General features: G+C 63.6%; 11 protein-coding genes and 2 pseudogenes. 8 read left to right on the top strand and 5 right to left on the bottom strand.

The window, feature by feature from the left end; translation table 11 throughout:
• Positions 1 to 414: 414 nt before the first annotated feature.
• A pseudogene (locus ATN37_RS01000) lies at positions 415 to 1,017 on the top strand (helix-turn-helix domain-containing protein); the annotation flags it as partial.
• 132 nt (positions 1,018 to 1,149) lie between these two features.
• Here ATN37_RS01000 and ATN37_RS00995 read toward each other — a convergent pair.
• The 4 genes from ATN37_RS00995 to ATN37_RS00980 form a co-directional block, all read right to left on the bottom strand.
• On the bottom strand, positions 1,150 to 2,796 hold the full coding sequence (locus tag ATN37_RS00995) for an NAD(P)/FAD-dependent oxidoreductase (RefSeq protein ID WP_058037401.1): 1,647 nt from the start codon (positions 2,794 to 2,796) through the stop codon (positions 1,150 to 1,152).
• A 149-nt stretch (positions 2,797 to 2,945) separates the two neighbouring features.
• Entirely contained in the window at positions 2,946 to 4,091 is a 1,146-nt protein-coding gene (locus ATN37_RS00990; RefSeq protein ID WP_058037400.1) for an acyl-CoA dehydrogenase family protein, read from the bottom strand.
• 149 nt (positions 4,092 to 4,240) lie between these two features.
• Positions 4,241 to 6,025, bottom strand: coding sequence for a sigma-54-dependent Fis family transcriptional regulator (locus ATN37_RS32980; protein WP_058037399.1), 1,785 nt, complete (start codon positions 6,023 to 6,025; stop codon positions 4,241 to 4,243).
• 85 nt (positions 6,026 to 6,110) lie between these two features.
• Positions 6,111 to 7,688, bottom strand: coding sequence for a long-chain fatty acid--CoA ligase (locus ATN37_RS00980; RefSeq protein ID WP_058037398.1), 1,578 nt, complete (start codon positions 7,686 to 7,688; stop codon positions 6,111 to 6,113).
• 232 nt (positions 7,689 to 7,920) lie between these two features.
• On the opposite strand from ATN37_RS00980, the gene ATN37_RS00975 reads away from it, so the two are divergent.
• From ATN37_RS00975 to ATN37_RS00965, 3 genes are read left to right on the top strand one after another with little or no spacing between them, the layout of a single operon-like run.
• The gene (locus ATN37_RS00975; protein ID WP_058037397.1) at positions 7,921 to 8,820 is read left to right on the top strand and encodes an SMP-30/gluconolactonase/LRE family protein; all 900 of its coding nucleotides are present in this window, start codon (positions 7,921 to 7,923) and stop codon (positions 8,818 to 8,820) included.
• Between the two features lie 2 nt (positions 8,821 to 8,822).
• Positions 8,823 to 9,797 carry a nitronate monooxygenase family protein gene (locus tag ATN37_RS00970; protein ID WP_256933089.1) on the top strand — a complete coding sequence of 325 codons (975 nt, stop codon included), beginning with the start codon at positions 8,823 to 8,825 and terminating at the stop codon, positions 9,795 to 9,797.
• A 19-nt stretch (positions 9,798 to 9,816) separates the two neighbouring features.
• Positions 9,817 to 10,701 carry a crotonase/enoyl-CoA hydratase family protein gene (locus ATN37_RS00965; RefSeq protein ID WP_058037402.1) on the top strand — a complete coding sequence of 295 codons (885 nt, stop codon included), beginning with the start codon at positions 9,817 to 9,819 and terminating at the stop codon, positions 10,699 to 10,701.
• 186 nt (positions 10,702 to 10,887) lie between these two features.
• Here the strand turns inward: ATN37_RS00965 and ATN37_RS00960 are convergent.
• Positions 10,888 to 11,419 (bottom strand): annotated as a pseudogene (locus ATN37_RS00960) (transposase).
• A gap of 216 nt (positions 11,420 to 11,635) precedes the next feature.
• On the opposite strand from ATN37_RS00960, the gene ATN37_RS33070 reads away from it, so the two are divergent.
• The 4 genes from ATN37_RS33070 (at position 11,636) to ATN37_RS00945 (ending at position 14,830) form a co-directional block, all read left to right on the top strand.
• Complete coding sequence (locus tag ATN37_RS33070; protein ID WP_374103506.1) at positions 11,636 to 11,935, top strand: NAD(P)-binding protein; 300 nt, start codon at positions 11,636 to 11,638, stop codon at positions 11,933 to 11,935.
• On the top strand, positions 11,844 to 13,136 hold the full coding sequence (locus ATN37_RS00955; RefSeq protein ID WP_374103505.1) for a potassium transporter: 1,293 nt from the start codon (positions 11,844 to 11,846) through the stop codon (positions 13,134 to 13,136). Before ATN37_RS33070 ends, ATN37_RS00955 begins: the two co-directional genes overlap by 92 nt.
• 303 nt (positions 13,137 to 13,439) lie before the next feature.
• Positions 13,440 to 14,342 carry a site-specific integrase gene (locus ATN37_RS00950; RefSeq protein ID WP_253741201.1) on the top strand — a complete coding sequence of 301 codons (903 nt, stop codon included), beginning with the start codon at positions 13,440 to 13,442 and terminating at the stop codon, positions 14,340 to 14,342.
• On the top strand, positions 14,339 to 14,830 hold the full coding sequence (locus ATN37_RS00945) for a hypothetical protein (RefSeq protein WP_058037393.1): 492 nt from the start codon (positions 14,339 to 14,341) through the stop codon (positions 14,828 to 14,830). Before ATN37_RS00950 ends, ATN37_RS00945 begins: the two co-directional genes overlap by 4 nt.
• Positions 14,831 to 14,956: the final 126 nt, after the last annotated feature.

Genomic DNA, 14,956 nt, shown 5'->3' with positions numbered 1-14,956 from the left:
GTCGAGTCACTGGTCAGGTAACTCGTTCATCACTACGCGATGGCCCACCCACAGAACCGGAACGACACGCCCCACCTGCGGCTACGCTGTCTCACCGAATGTCCACCACCCCAGGGGACTTACCCAACACCACAGGTCGGACAGCTCGCCGACGTCGACAACGGCGACGCACGAATACGGACTCCACCTGCGGTCGCATCGACCGAATCGATGTCGACCCCTGACAGATGCGGAAGAAGTACGCGCAGGTCACAACAGTTCTCAGAACACCGGAACGATCATCTCCCGCACGATCCACGTCCGGCCCGAACGACACGCAGCGACAAGGTGGAGCCGTCACGGAAAGTGGGCCAGAACCTTAAGAATGACCCCGTAGCGACGGATTGGGATTGACCCCTCTCCGATGCTAGGAGGGTGATATCAGTGGAGGATTGGGCAGAAATCCGTCGTCTGCATCGCAGCGAAGGAATACCGATCAAGGAAATCGCACGACGGATGGGCATCGCCCGGAACACCGTGCGGACCGCGTTACGCGCGCAGGGCCCGCCGAGCCGGGAACGTGGTCCGCGTGGCTCACTCGCCGATGGAGTCGAGCCACAGATCCGGCAACTGCTGTCCGAGTATCCGCGGATGCCGGCGACGGTGATCGCCGAACGGATCGGCTGGGAACATTCGCTGACCACACTCAAGGATCGGGTGCGACAGATTCGGCCGGAGTACCAGGGCATCGATCCCGCCGACCGAATCACTTACGAGCCGGGCCAACTCACCCAATGCGATCTCTGGTTCCCGGAGGCGAGGATCCCGGTTGCAGCGGGGCAGGATCGAATCTTGCCTGTGTTGGTGATGACGTTGGCGTTTTCACGGTTCATGACCGCATCGATGATTCCGTCGAGGCAGGGCGGGGACATTCTCTCGGGCATGTGGACCTCGATCTCGCAGGTCGGTCGAGTTCCAGGTCATCGCACAACGAGACATCGTCATACAGCCTCAGTCGGCGGATCATACGGAGTGTCACAGGGCTGGTCCTTCTTGGTCGAGATCGGTTGTGTCGCAACTCCCGTTCTTACGCTGAGGACCAGCCCGTCTACTTCAGTCCCGTGTCATCAACGTCCAGAACCACAACACCTAGGCTTCCTCGTTTTCCATTCAATCTGTCTCGTAGGCGTCGTAGCCGTCGGCCTTGATTTCGTCCCATCGCGCGAAGTATTGAGGAACACCACCCGAATAGTTGAGCATTTGCGCCGGCTTGCCGGGCACATTGGCGCCCCAGTACCAGGAGCGTGCCTTAGTGAACATCGAGTTGATGAACAGGTCATCGACGTGCGCGCGCCACTGCTTCTCCGACGCCTCGGTGTTCTCGAACCGTGTGAAGCGGTTGTCGCGCAGGTGCTGCAGAAACTCAACGACGATCTCTCCTTGATACTCGGCGGATGTGGGGCCGTTGCAGAAGCCCGACGGACTCTGCGGACCGTAGAGGAACATCATGTTCGGGAATCCGCGGGTGGACAATCCCATGCAGGTGTCGACTCCGGACTTCCACTTGTCCTGGATGGTCAGTCCGCCGACGCCGGCAATGTCGATGGCCATGATGCCGCCGCTGTTGTTGTCGAATCCGGTGGCCAGCACCAGCAGATCGCATTCGATGACGCCGTCGTCGGTTTCGATGCCGTGGGGGAGGATCCTGCGGATCGGGGTGATGTTGGAGTCGATGATGTCGACGTTGCTTTGGTTGATGACGTCGTAGTAGTCCTGTTCGAGGGAGGGGCGCTTGACACCATAGGGGTGCGGGGGTGTCTCGGGCGCGACGATCGCGGCCTTCATCGGATCGGTGACGCGCTCGAGTACCTTGTTACGCCAGAAGTCGTAGAAGGTACGGTTAGCGTCCTCGTCGACGAGAATGTCCTGGAAAGTTCCGAGCCACATTTCGAAACCGCCCTGCGCCCACATCTTTTCGTAGATGGCGTCGCGTTCCTCCTTGGTCAGGTCGGAGGCGTTTTGTGATAGGAAATCGAAGTCGAATCCGGCGAAGGCCTTGTACCGGGCCTCGAACCGCGCGGGCAGTCCTTTCCGGAACTGTTCGTTGTCCTCAGCGCTGAGTTGACGCTGCTGCATCGGGATCGCCAGGTTTGGAGTGCGCTGGAACACCGTGACATGTTCGGCGACGTGACCGGCTTCCTGGACGACCTGCACGCCACTGGAGCCGGTGCCCATGACGACAACCTTGCGGCCGGTCATGTCGACGCCCCCTTGCGGCCACCGGGCAGTGTGGTGGCAGTCGCCGGCGAACGAGTCGAGCCCTTCGATGTTCGGATACAGCGGCTTGGCACCGAATCCGGTGGCGACGATCACCTGACGAGCCTGTTGAACCTTGCCGTCCGCGGACTTCGCGGTCCACTGCTTCGTGTCCTCGTCCCACGTGCATGCTTCGGCGAAGGTATCGAACACGATGTCGCGAGTGAGATCGAGTTGGGAGTCGACGTATTCGAAGTAGTTCCGAACTCCGTCGTGACCTGGATACAGTTCGGCGAAGTTGTAGTTCTTCCACAGGTCTTTGTGTGAGAACTGATAGATCTGGCCGGTGCTGTCGGTGCGGGCGCCGGGATAGCAGTTCCACCACCAGATTCCGCCGAGCCCGCCGGCGGCGTCCCAGACTTTCGCGGTGAAGCCGAGGTCGCGAAGCCGGTCCAGTGCATATAGGCCGGAGAAGCCTCCGCCGATGATCAGAACGTCGAGCACGTTGTTGTCAGAATGAGAGCCGGTGCGGGTGGCCGTGTCGGCCTGTGATGCCGTCATGTCGTTCTCCTCGAGATTTCCCGGGCGGGTATTCCCGCCCGGACACCAATGACGTTAGGAGTGATCGTGTGATGTGAAGTGTCCGAAATCGGATCACGGCCAAGCCTCAGAGTTTCTCCATATATGCACTGCCAGAGGGTTATCCGGATTCAGAATCCGAGATTGCGGCCGATCAGTTCCTTCATGATTTCGTTCGAGCCGGCCCAGATCCTCGAGACCCGCGCATCCCGCCACGCCCGCGCCACCCGGTACTCGTTCATGTAGCCGTAGCCACCGTGCAACTGCACACAGTGATCGATCACTCGGTTCTGAGTGTCGGCGGTCCACCACTTCGCTTTCGCCGCATCGATGGCGGTGAGTTCGCCGGCGGAGTGCGCCTCGACGCACCGATCGACATACGCCTGCGTGACATCGATCTGCGTCACCAGGTCGGCGATCAGAAATTTGTTGTGTTGGAAGGAGCCGATCGTCTGGCCGAATGCCTTTCTCTCACGGCAATAGTCGACGGTCTCGACGAGGATCTGCGCGGCGTGGGCGAGATTCGCGACGGCACAGCCCAGTCGTTCCTGGGGTAGGAACGACATCATATGGGCAAAGCCGCGATCGAGTTCACCGATCACGTCTGCGTCGGTGACCCGCACGTTGTCGAGGAACAGTTCCGCTGTGTCGGCTTCATCCTGTCCGACTTTGTCGAGTTTGCGTCCCCGCTCGAAGCCGGGCAGAGAGGTCTCGACACCGAAGAGCGTGATGCCCTTGGCCTTCTTTTCCGGGGAGGTCCGCGCCGCGATCACCACCAGGTCCGCTGAATACCCGTTGGTGATGAATGTTTTGGTGCCTGACAGCAGCCAGCTGTTGTCGTCGCGTATGGCGGTGGTCTTGAGGGAAGCGAGATCCGAACCTCCGCCGGGTTCGGTCATCCCGATAGCGGTGAGGACCTCGCCCGAACATACGCCCGGTAGCCATCGGGCTTTCTGTTCGTTGGTGGTCAGCTGCACCAGATAGGGCGCTACGACGTCACAGTGGATACTCACGCTCGACGCCAGGGCCGCATTCACTCTGGCGAGTTCCTCGATGAGCACTGCATTGAAGCGATAGTCGCCCGCGTCGGCACCCGAATATTGGGTGGGTACCTCGAGTCCGAGCAGGTCGTGCTTGCCGGCATCGCGCCAGAAATCGCGGGGCAGAGCCTTGTCGGCAAGAACATCCTCGGCGAGCGGTTCGAAATATCGCACGAGGAACTGACGGACGGAGTCCCGGTAGGCCTCGTGGTCATCACCGTACACGGTACGTTTCATCGTTGGCCATCCCTTCGGATCGTCGACACCACCACCCTGTAGGGAGGCGCCAGGAGCCGGGTAACCCGAAGGTCTCCCGCCCTGCACCCATCGTCGCCGGGGCTACTGCCGGTGGGATGTCCCGATATGCGACAGTAACTTTCGGGAGATCAGGATCCGAATCGTTCGCTCTCCAGGCCGAGTGCGCGGATCTTGCGGTACAGCGTCGACCGGGCGACCCCGAGCCGATCCGCAGCAAGAGATTTGTTGCCGTCGGCCTCATCGAGTGCACGCACGATCGTTTCCCGCTCGCTGCGTTCGAGGGAGCTGAGCTGCCGTCCCGACCCGAGTGTCCGATAGTCGCCGGGCAGATGCTCGAGGCGGATGTCGAACCCCATCGACCGCGACACCGACGTCGACAGCACGGCATCGAGCTCTCGGACATTGCCCGGCCAGTGGTGGGCGATCAGAGCCCGATGTGCGGCCGGCTGCAGTTGCGGGGTGGGACGCCCCGGGAGTTGCGCGGCGAGGAGTTCACGGGCGAGATCGTCGAGGTCCTCGATCCGCTGACGCAACGGAGGCACGGACACGCTTCGGCGCACGTGGGTGGTTACCTGCTGACTGTCGGCAGGCGTGGTTGAGGTCGCAGTCGCGACCAACGGCGCAGCCATCTCGGTGGCGGCGTCCAGCAGCCGGCGCGTGGGAGCGACCGCGTCGCCCGGTACCTCGTCCACGTGCTCGACGATCCACGGGGCATTGTTCGACAGGCGTGCGCGCAGGTCCGCGACAGCGGTCGGAGTCAACGTGGAACCGTCGATCACGAGGACCTCGCCACCGTGCCCCCACCGCTGCTGGATGTGCCGGGCGACATGCGACTTGCCGACCCCGGACTCGCCGGTCACCAGGACCGGACCCACCGTGCCCGCGATCTCGTCGATGCGGCTTTGCAGCCGGTACGTGGCCAGACTACGGCCGACGATCCGCCCCACGGGCTCGACGGAAGGACCCCGATGCGACGCGGGAGCTACGGCCGTCCGAGGTCGGGAACGCGCGGAGGAAGCCATCGGACGCAGTTCGAGGATCGCACTGAGCGAATCTCCCGATTCGCTCACCCGCCGCGCATGAACGCGCACATCGATGCCCTCGGCGAAACGCAGCGGACCTTCCCACTCCTGCCTGACGCTCAAGTGGCTGCTGATCCAGTCCCAGATCATCATCTGATCGGTCGAGTCCATCAGCCGCGACGCCGTCGGAGTCGCGATCACCGTATCGCGGCTCATCGCCACCACCGCGGCGTTGCCGCGACGCTTGCTTCGCATGTATTCGCGCAGCAGAACCTGCTCGCTTCTCGCGGACTGCGCAAAGAGCCGTTCCTCGATGTCCCGGACAGCGGAGAGGATCAGGGGCGCCATCAGGTCGCTGACCTGATCGATGTTGCACGTGATATCGAGGATGCCCATCACCGTGCGCGAGACCGGGTCGACGATCGGTGAGCCGACGCATGCCAGCAACTGCAGGGACTCGAGCATGTGCTCATCGTCGCGCACCCGGAATGCCTTACGCTCTTCGAGCGCCGTACCGATGCCGTTGGTACCCGCGTACTGTTCCGAAAATATAAAGCCTGGCGCAACCTGGGCTCGATCGAGACGCCCGAGCAGTGACCTCACCCCCGCTCGGCGATCTACGATGGCAGCGTTCTGATCCGCGAGCAGAATGGTCACCGGCACCTCCGCGAGCTGCTCGGCCAACCGATCCACGACAGGTCGGGCCGCGCGGAGGAGCTTCGAGTCGGTGCGGGTGTCGTCGACGAACCGCAGCCCTGAGCCATCCGGTGTCGCTCCGATCGCGCGGCACCGGCGCCACGACTGTTCGATCTCCGGTCGCAGCCCCAACGGAGCATCCTCACGCGCTTCGATGCCACGATCATCCACCCGCGCGCGGATCCAGTCGCTCACCACACATCACCACCTCGGAAAAATCTTGCAGCCAGTACACCCATTATGTAACCGGGATCACACCGACCGTCGGTGTCTCGAAACGCTACACCTCCGCGTTCTGGCTCCACAGCTGCCGCATCCGCGTCTTGTCGAGCTTGCCCACCGACGTCTTGGGGACCTCGTCCACCCGCACGAACGTGTCCGGAAGCCAGAACTTCGGCAGGGTCGCCGCCAGATGGGCTCGCAGTTCGTCGTCGGTCGTCTCCTCGGTCAGCCGGACCCACGCGACGGGGCGTTCCTGCCACGTCTCGTGCGGCACCGCGATGACAGCGGCCTCGAGCACGGCCGGGTGCAGCAGCAACTGGTTCTCGAGTTCGATCGAGGAGATCCACTCACCGCCGCTCTTGATGAGGTCCTTGACGCGGTCGTGGATCTGAACCTGGCCGTCGGGGTGAATCACCGCGACGTCGCCGGTCCGCAGCCAACCGTGGTCGAAGGCGTCGGCGGCACGGTCGTCGAGATAGGTACCAGTCACCCATGGCGAGCGGGCTTCGAGCTCACCGGTGGTGAACCCGTTCCACGGCAAGCTCTGGCCTTCCTCGTCGACAATGCGCACCTGGAACAGCGGCAGCGGACGTCCTTGACTCGCAGGTACGTGGCTAAAGGTTCCCATCGGCGAGGTCTCGGTCATACCCCACCCGTTGACGGTGGATACCCCGTGCTCGGCCCACCAGTTCACCAGGCCCGACGGCGGTACCTGACCGCCCAGCCACAAGGTGCGCACGCTCCCGAGGTCGTAGCGGGCGGGATCGGCGTCGAACCGCTCGCGCATGAGCGCCGCGACCGCCGGTGCGCCGACAACTACGTCGGGCGTCTGCTCCGTGGTGATACGCAACAGCTCAGCGGGCGACGGGTGCGGTCCGGGGAGGACGAGACGCGCCCCTTGCAACACACCTGCGTGCGGAACGCCCCAGCTGTTGACGTGCGACATCTGCGTAGCCAGCAGATACGAGAGTGATCCGTCGATCGCGACACCACCGGAGGCGCTGATCGCCAGGGCATGCAGCACGGTGCTGCGGTGGCTGTACACCACGCCCTTGGGCAACCCAGTGGTACCGGAAGTGAAGCAGATCGTAGACGCGGTGGTTTCGTCGAATTCCGAGAACTCGTCGATTGGCGTGGCATCGTGCAGGAGCTGATCAAACGACCACCACGTCACCGGCGAAGACACTGAGCGATCAATGCCCACGAGGTTGCCGAAGACGACCACGTGCCGGATGCGCGGCAGACGTGGGAGGACTTCGGTGAGCACGGGCAGCAGGTCGGCGTCGATCAGGACCACTTCGTCGTCGGCCGTGGCCATCGTATAGGCGATGTGATCAGACGACATCCTGTGGTTGACGGTGTGCAAGACCGCCCCGCACCCCGGGACTGCATAGTAGGCGACGAGGTGTTCGAAGGTGTTCCACGCCAGCGTGGCAACCCTCGTCCCGAATCGGATTCCGAGGTTCTCGAAGGTGCCGGCGAACCGGCGGCTGGCCGCGCCGAGATCGCGGTAGGTGAACTCCCGGTCGCCGCGGCCCACGTCACAGGAGACCCCGACCCGGTCGGCGAAGACGTTCTCGGCGTGCCACAGCAGCGAGCTGATCAGCAGTGGTCGGTCCATCATCGTGGTGAGCATGGCGGTGTTCCTCCGAGTCCGGTGGGTGCGCGTACGACCAGTGTTCAACTCGAATCGCCCCGCAGACCGTCCGAATTCGCGACAGCGGCCAGATCCGACTCCCCACTGTTGCGTTGTGGGACACCCGCACCGGCCTGCGGATGTCGAGACTGACTCACAACGCCCGCAAGGGTCGTTCAGTCTCCAATCGCCGCAGCGATTGGGTAGAAGAATCAGGAAGAGAGGTACCGACATGTCCGATCGTCAGCTCACCGAGATCGCGGCCGGCTTCACCTACACCGAGGGACCCCGCTGGCACGAAGACCGGCTGTGGTTCGTGGACTTCTACACGCACTCGGTCAACGTCGTGAACACCGACGGATCCGTCGAACGGGTTTGCACCGTCGAGAACCAGCCCTCTGGCCTCGGTTGGCTTCCTGACGGTCGCATGCTTGTCGTTTCAATGAAAGACCGAAAAGTCCTCCGCAGAGACCCCGACGGCTCACTCGTCGAGCACGCCGACATCTCCGAGCACTGCCGCGGATACGCCAACGACATGGTAGTCGCCGCGAACGGACAGGCATACGTCGGCGAATTCGGGTTCGATCTCATGGGCGGGGCCGACCACGAAAACGGCGTCATCGTCCTCGTCGACACCGACGGCACGTCCCGTGTGGCCGCAGACGGGCTGTCCTTCCCCAATGGCATGTGCATATCCCCTGACGGAAAGACCCTGTACGTCAACGAACTGTTCGGCAACAGAGTCACCCAGTTCGAGATCGCGAGCGACGGAACACTCGGCGCACGAAAGGATTTCGCTTCTTTTGGCGACCTTGGCGACGAACCGAACGTGGAGAAGCGGCTCGCGGCATGCACAATCGCCCCCGACGGTCAGGCCCTCGACGCCGAAGGCGCGGTGTGGATCGCCGATTGTGTCAACCAACGTGCCGTCCGATTGGGTGAGGGCGGGGCCGTCCTCGACGAGGTGAGTACCGCACCGCTGGGCGTGTTCGCGGTCGCCCTCGGCGGAGACGACGGGCGCACCCTGTTCCTGTCGGTCGCACCGGATTTCGACGAGGCGAAGCGCAGCGCCGCACGGGAGGCCAAGGTTCTCTCGACGACGGTCGACGTTCCTCATGCCGGGAGGCCGTGACGATGCTGAATACACGTTTCACCGAGATTTTCGGTGTCGAGCATCCGGTGGTGTGCGGCGGCATGACCGGCGTGGGCACCGCGGAGCTGATCTCCGCCGTCGCCGAGGCCGGCGGGCTGGGCTTTCTCACCGCGCTCACTCAGCCCACCCCCGACGCGCTCGCAGCCGAGATCGCCCGATGTCGGGAGAGGACCGACAAACCGTTCGGCGTCAACCTCACCATTCTCCCGACGGTCACTCCCGTCCCGTACGACGAATACCGTGCCGCAATCATCGACAGCGGCATCACCATCGTGGAGACCGCCGGCAGCAATCCCCGCGAGCATGTCGCCGCGTTCAAAGCCGCAGGGATCAAGGTCATCCACAAGGCCGTAGCCGTCCGACACGCCGTGAAAGCGCAGTCGATCGGCGTCGACGCGGTGAGCATCGACGGGTTCGAGTGCGCCGGCCACCCCGGCAACGAGGACATCCCCGGCCTCATCCTCATCCCCGCCGCGGCCCGCGTACTCGACATCCCGATCATCGCCAGCGGTGGATTCGCCACCGGAGACGGGCTGGCAGCAGCACTCGCCCTCGGGGCATCCGCGATCAACATGGGCACCCGATTCGTCGCGAGCGACGAAGCCCCGGTGCATCCGAACGTCAAGGCCCAGATCGTCGCCAACGACGAACGCCAGACCATCCTGGTGTTCCGGGAGTTCCGCAACACCGCTCGTGTGGCCCGGAACGCGATCTCCGAGGAGATCGCAGCCCTCTCGGCCCGGCCAGGCGCAGAATTCGCCGATGTCGCACACCTCGCATCCGGGGCACGCGGCCGCACCGAGGTACTGCAGAAGGGCGACATGGACGCCGGAATGTGGTGGGCGGGCCAGTCCCAGGGCCTCATCGACGCCGTCCTGCCCTGCAAGACCATCATCTCGGACATCGTGAGCGATGCGGAAACCGCCATCCGCAAGATCGCCGCCGACCTCACCTGACATGCAGGCAGGAGCAGCCATGAAATACACGACCATCCGCCACGAGATCGAGGACGGTATCCTCACCATCGTCCTCGATCGTCCCGACAATCTCAACGCGTTCACCGTCGAGATGGCCGACGAACTCGAGCACACCTTCGTGTCGGTGAACGACGACGATGCGGTTCGGGCCGTGATCGTCACCGGTGAGGGACGCGCGTTCTGCGCCGGCATGGACCTGGCGAGCGAAGGAAACGTGTTCGGCCTCGACGAATCGAAGACGCCGTCCCTCGCCGACATGCACGATCTCGACGATCCGGGGCTGCGCCGGATCCGCGATACCGGTGGCCGTGTCACCCTTGCGATCCACGCCTGCCGGAAACCGGTGATCGCCGCGATCAACGGCGCGGCCGTCGGGATCGGCGCGACCATGACGTTGGCGATGGACGCGCGTCTGTTGTCGAACAGGGCGCGGTTCGGGCTGGTGTTCGGCAAGCTCGGGATCGTGCCGGAAGCGTGCTCGACCTGGTTCCTGCCCCGGCTCATCGGCCTGCCCGCAGCACTGGATCTGGTGTACCGGGCAGAGATCCTCGATGCCGACTCCGCCCACGACGCCGGGCTGGCACAGGCCATCCATGAGCCCGATACATTGCTCGGTGAAGCACGGGCCCTGGCGGACGCATGGACACGCGACCGGTCCCCGGTATCGGTCGCACTCATGCGCCAGATGCTCCTGCGCAATTCCGCAGCGCCGCACCCTGTAGAAGCTCATCGCGTCGATTCCCTGGCCATGTTCTACACCAGCATCGCCGACGGAGCCGACGGCGTGCGCGCCTTCCTCGACAAGCGCCCACCCAGCTTCCGCGGAAAGGCATCCGAGATGCCGCCGTTCTACCGGGAGTGGGTCGATACCCCAGTCCCATGAACACCCCACACTGGCCAGCCGGACGGTGTGGATGATGCGGTCGTAACGTTATGGATGCACGCGGGCATCGCAACATCGGATGTCCTCTGTTGCCACGGCGAAGGCACTGTCACGTTAATAGAAGAGTAAAGCGGCGCAGTTGGTTTGGAGCAGGATGTTACGGGGACACCGCCGGGCCGTTCACTCTCAGGCGGCGGAGTCGATCGCGGTGACTTCCTGCCAGACCGCGAAGCGGTCGGTCATCTCGGCACGCCATTCGGTCGCCGAGAGTCTGTGCCTACGGGGTCGGAAATGCGGTGAAATGCCCGAGAAAGCGGACAGGAATCGTTGCGCGTGCCCGGGCGATGTGAAGCGCTTCATCGCATGTTCCCGCTGCCTTGTAGGTTGATGCGAGTTTCGGATCGATTGTTCAAATGCTTCGACCGGCGATGCTCCACCGAGGCCAGCATCTCGCGGTGCGCCGCCTGGTAGCTGGCGAGCTTGTCGGTGATGATCACCCGCGGCACGTATCGAAGGCCCTTGAGCAACTTGCGGAAGAACCGCTTGGCCGCCTGTCCGAACTTGGTGCACCACCGCCGGATCGTCTCGTAGCTGACCACGACACCGCGTTCGAGCATCATCTCCTCGACTCACGAAAGCTGAGCGGGAACCGCAAGTACAACCACACGCAGTGGTTGATGATCTCGACCGGGTAGCGGTGGCCTTTGTACGACGGCATTGGGGTGGTCACGCCACATTCTCCCAGCTTCCAGTTTGCCGCGTTCAGTAAGGTGACGACATCGACACGGTCTTTCGCAGCACGGACGCCGTCTACGCCATGAGCAAGAATGGGTGGAAATCGAGTAGCCGATTACCCTATCCGACCCTGCAGCACCCGACAGACAACAAGTTGCCCCGGCACCGTCGTCGCCGGGCCGCGAAGAAAGGCCGGCCAGTGCCCGCATCCCAACCATCGGCTGCCACCGAGGAGGACGGCGCGGTCGAAAGCTGCGACGTCTGCATCGTCGGAGCCGGTATCACCGGACTCAACGCCCTCTTCGTCGCCCGCCGATACCTGGAACGCGATCAGAAGGTCATCCTGGTCGACCGTCGGCAACGAGTAGGGGGCATGTGGGTCGACACCTATCCCTACGTGTCCCTACGTGCGACTGCACCAACCCCACGGACTGTTCACCGCCGGGAACATCAAGTGGACGCTCGGGCAGGATCGGTCCTACCTGGCGACAAAGGATGAGGTTCTCGGTCACTTCGACCACTGCCTCGACATCATCAAACAGCGGGTGCGGGTCGAGGAGCGCTTCGGCTGGGCGCTCGAATCCGACGACGAATCCGACGCGATGGTGCGGATCACCTGCAAGTCTTCCGACAGCCGGCGTCTGGTCGTGCACGCGAAACAACTGATCAAGGCTTACGGCCTACGCATCGTGGCAAACGACCCGCTGGAGATCTCGAGCACGCGTGTCCGATCGGTGTCCCCCGACCTCTGCGACATGCGCGGCGACGACATGCGAGCCAGCGACGCCCCCGTGTGGATCATCGGCGGCGGTAAAACCGCCATGGACACCGCGCACACGCTCGTCACCGAATACCCCGGCCGTGAAGTTAATCTGGTGGCGGGTTCCGGCACGTACTTCAACTCCCGCGATCGTCTTTTCCCCGCCGGAGCCCGGCGATGGTGGGGCGGAACGCCCGTGAGCGGTCTCGCGCAGGAAGCGACCCGGCGTTTCGACGGGACCAACGAGACCGACGTCGGGGACTGGTTCCGCGCCGGCTACGGCACGTGGTTGACCCCCACCACCGGCAACTACCTGTTCGGCAACCTGTCCGAAGCGGAGAACACGACGATCGCTGCCGGCCTGAACGACATAATCATGGATCACCTCGTCGATGTCGTCGACCGCGACGGCGTAACCGATTTGGTACTCCGCAGCGGGTCCACCAAGGCCGTCCGACCGGGCAGCTGGATCGTCAACTGCACGGGATACGTCCTGCACAACGACCACCCCTACGAACCCTATGCCTCGGACAAGGGTGCCGTGCTCTCCATCCAACCCCGGTCCGCCACAATGCACCTGACATCGCTTACGGGCTACTTCCTTCCGCACCTGCTGTTCCTGGACAAGATCAGGAACGTCCCGTTGTACGAGCTCGATCTCCAGGAACTGCGGAAGAAATCGAAAACGGTTCTTCCATACGCGATGTTGTCACTCGTCGAGCACAACCTCAGCCTCATCGCCGACAGCGTCCCGACCAAGGTATTCCTCGATTGCGGACTCGACCTGGATCGTTGGTATCCCCTGCCACGCCGCATGGTCAGCACTGCACGGTTCATGCTCACCCACCGCCGCGAACGCGAACACCACCGCCACACCCTCGACACCTTGCGCGAACGCTTCAATATACGGTGTGGTCCGCTGACAAAAGCAGGCTGCTAGCCTCTGCTCGCTTCGTTCTCACAGCAGTAACTTCGGGTCGGGCCCGCGAACAACACGCCCTCGCCGAATTGACTCAACTCGCCGTCGACGGCGACCTCGACCACGTGCTCGCCGCCGCGGCGGACGCCGCCGCGTTTGATTGTGGGGCCAACGCAGTCCCGATCACCTCGGTGATGTCGGCCCGGCGTACCTGCAGGGCGGTGGGCAGCAGGATGTGCGTGGCGCCGCTTACGTTTGCTGTTGATCTTGTCTCATGCTCGTGATCCTTATGTGGTCAAGCGAGCTGTCTCAGGGAGGGTGTTGGTGGCAAAGCTGGTGGGTGCTGCGGTCGAGGGCGGCGGCGGGGGGCTCGGCGCGGGCGATGGGATGGTGGAGCTGCACTTCACCGAAGGGAGCAGGGCGGCGGAGGGGCCGCTGGGTGCGGATTCGAGCGGGGTGTTGCACCGGGCCGGCGTGCGCGACGGGTTGCCTTTCGTGCTGGGGCCGTCCGGGGGTTATGACGTGGAGTTGAACCGGTTCTTCCGGGAGCTGGGTAGCTGGGGAGTCCCGGCGGCGAACAGCGTCGCGGCGTACGCGCGGGATGTGATGCTGTTCTGCCGGTTCCTGCACGCGTCGCGGGGCGGCAAGACGATTTGGGAGTGCGACGGCGCGGATCTGCGGGCCTACAAGGCGGTCCGGCTGCATTCGCCTGGGGAACATCAGGTCTCGGTGTCCACGTGGCGCCGATCGATCGCGGCGTTGGATAAGTGGGCGACCTGGGCGGTGTATGAGGGGCTGTTGCCGGCTGCGCCGTTTCGCTACGTCGATAAGACGGTGATGACGCCGCAGGGATTGAAGCGGGTACGGGTGAACGTCGAGCAGGAGCCTGACCGGCAGGCCGAGCCGATCCGGTTTATCGCCTTCGAGGATTACCTGTTGTGGCGGGATGTGGGGTTGCGCGGCGAGTTGCCGGACGGGCGGCCTGATCCAGCGTGGCGAGGCCGTCATGGTGAGCGCAACGCGATGTTCGCGGACCTTCTCGTCTATACCGGCATGCGGCTCGATGAGGCCGCGAGTCTGCTGGTCGGCGAGGTACCGCCGCTCGGAGCGGGTTCGGGCAGCAAGCGAGGGCTGGGGGATCTGCGATTGGCTGCGGCGGCGACCAAGCGCAATAAGGCCCGCACCGTGTTCGTGAACCGTATGACGGGCGGCAAGAGTTTGGCTTGATCGAATCGGTCACGATGCAAGTACTGCAGGCCGCGGACGCCACTGATCGTGATGATCACCTGAACATCGTTGAGGAACACTTCTCCAGTGTTACGAAGGCGGAACTGCAGACCGGGCCACGCGGTACTCGCGAGGTGATCTTCCGCTTCCGGCCAGGTCAGCCGAACACGACGTTCCCAACGTTCGATTCGTTCTTCGAGCTCATCCTCAGACAGCGGTTCCGGTGTCGGCTGCATCCAGGACAACCGCAACGCACCTGCGGGGTTCCGCAGGCTCTCCTGACTGCTTCGGGTGCGCCGCTGACGTGCCTTCTCTGCCGCGTCCTCGAGCCACCAGTCGAGAACCTCTTCGCCGCCGACGAGTCGGCGCACGCTCCCGATGATGTCGAGATCAACCGAGATCGGGAGCGGTCCGAGTTCGATGTCGAGGTACCGCTTGCGGATCACCGCCATCGAGGGTTCGTCGAGGATATGCGCGACGCGCTCTAGGTGTTGCGGGTACGGACGTTGCTGACGCGGGACTGAAGTAGACGGGCTGGTCCTCGGCGCGAGAATGGGAATTGCGAAATAGCCGTTCTCGACCAAGAAGGACCAACCCTGTGACACACCGTAATG

The sequence above is a fragment of the Rhodococcus sp. MH15 genome, from assembly GCF_019266045.1.
Lineage (GTDB): Bacteria > Actinomycetota > Actinomycetes > Mycobacteriales > Mycobacteriaceae > Rhodococcus_F > Rhodococcus_F qingshengii.
The sequence above is the reverse complement of the archived record's forward strand: the minus strand, read 5'-3'. Positions and strand labels throughout refer to the sequence as shown.

What these genes read in the sequence shown, in the direction of transcription:
- ATN37_RS00965 (WP_058037402.1), top strand. Translation starts at nt 9,817, where the DNA reads ATGAAATACACGACCATCCGCCACGAGATCGAGGACGGTATCCTCACC.
- ATN37_RS00990 (WP_058037400.1), bottom strand. Translation starts at nt 4,091, where the DNA reads ATGAAACGTACCGTGTACGGTGATGACCACGAGGCCTACCGGGACTCC.
- ATN37_RS00970 (WP_256933089.1), top strand. Translation starts at nt 8,823, where the DNA reads ATGCTGAATACACGTTTCACCGAGATTTTCGGTGTCGAGCATCCGGTG.
- ATN37_RS00975 (WP_058037397.1), top strand. Translation starts at nt 7,921, where the DNA reads ATGTCCGATCGTCAGCTCACCGAGATCGCGGCCGGCTTCACCTACACC.
- ATN37_RS00980 (WP_058037398.1), bottom strand. Translation starts at nt 7,688, where the DNA reads ATGCTCACCACGATGATGGACCGACCACTGCTGATCAGCTCGCTGCTG.
- ATN37_RS00995 (WP_058037401.1), bottom strand. Translation starts at nt 2,796, where the DNA reads ATGACGGCATCACAGGCCGACACGGCCACCCGCACCGGCTCTCATTCT.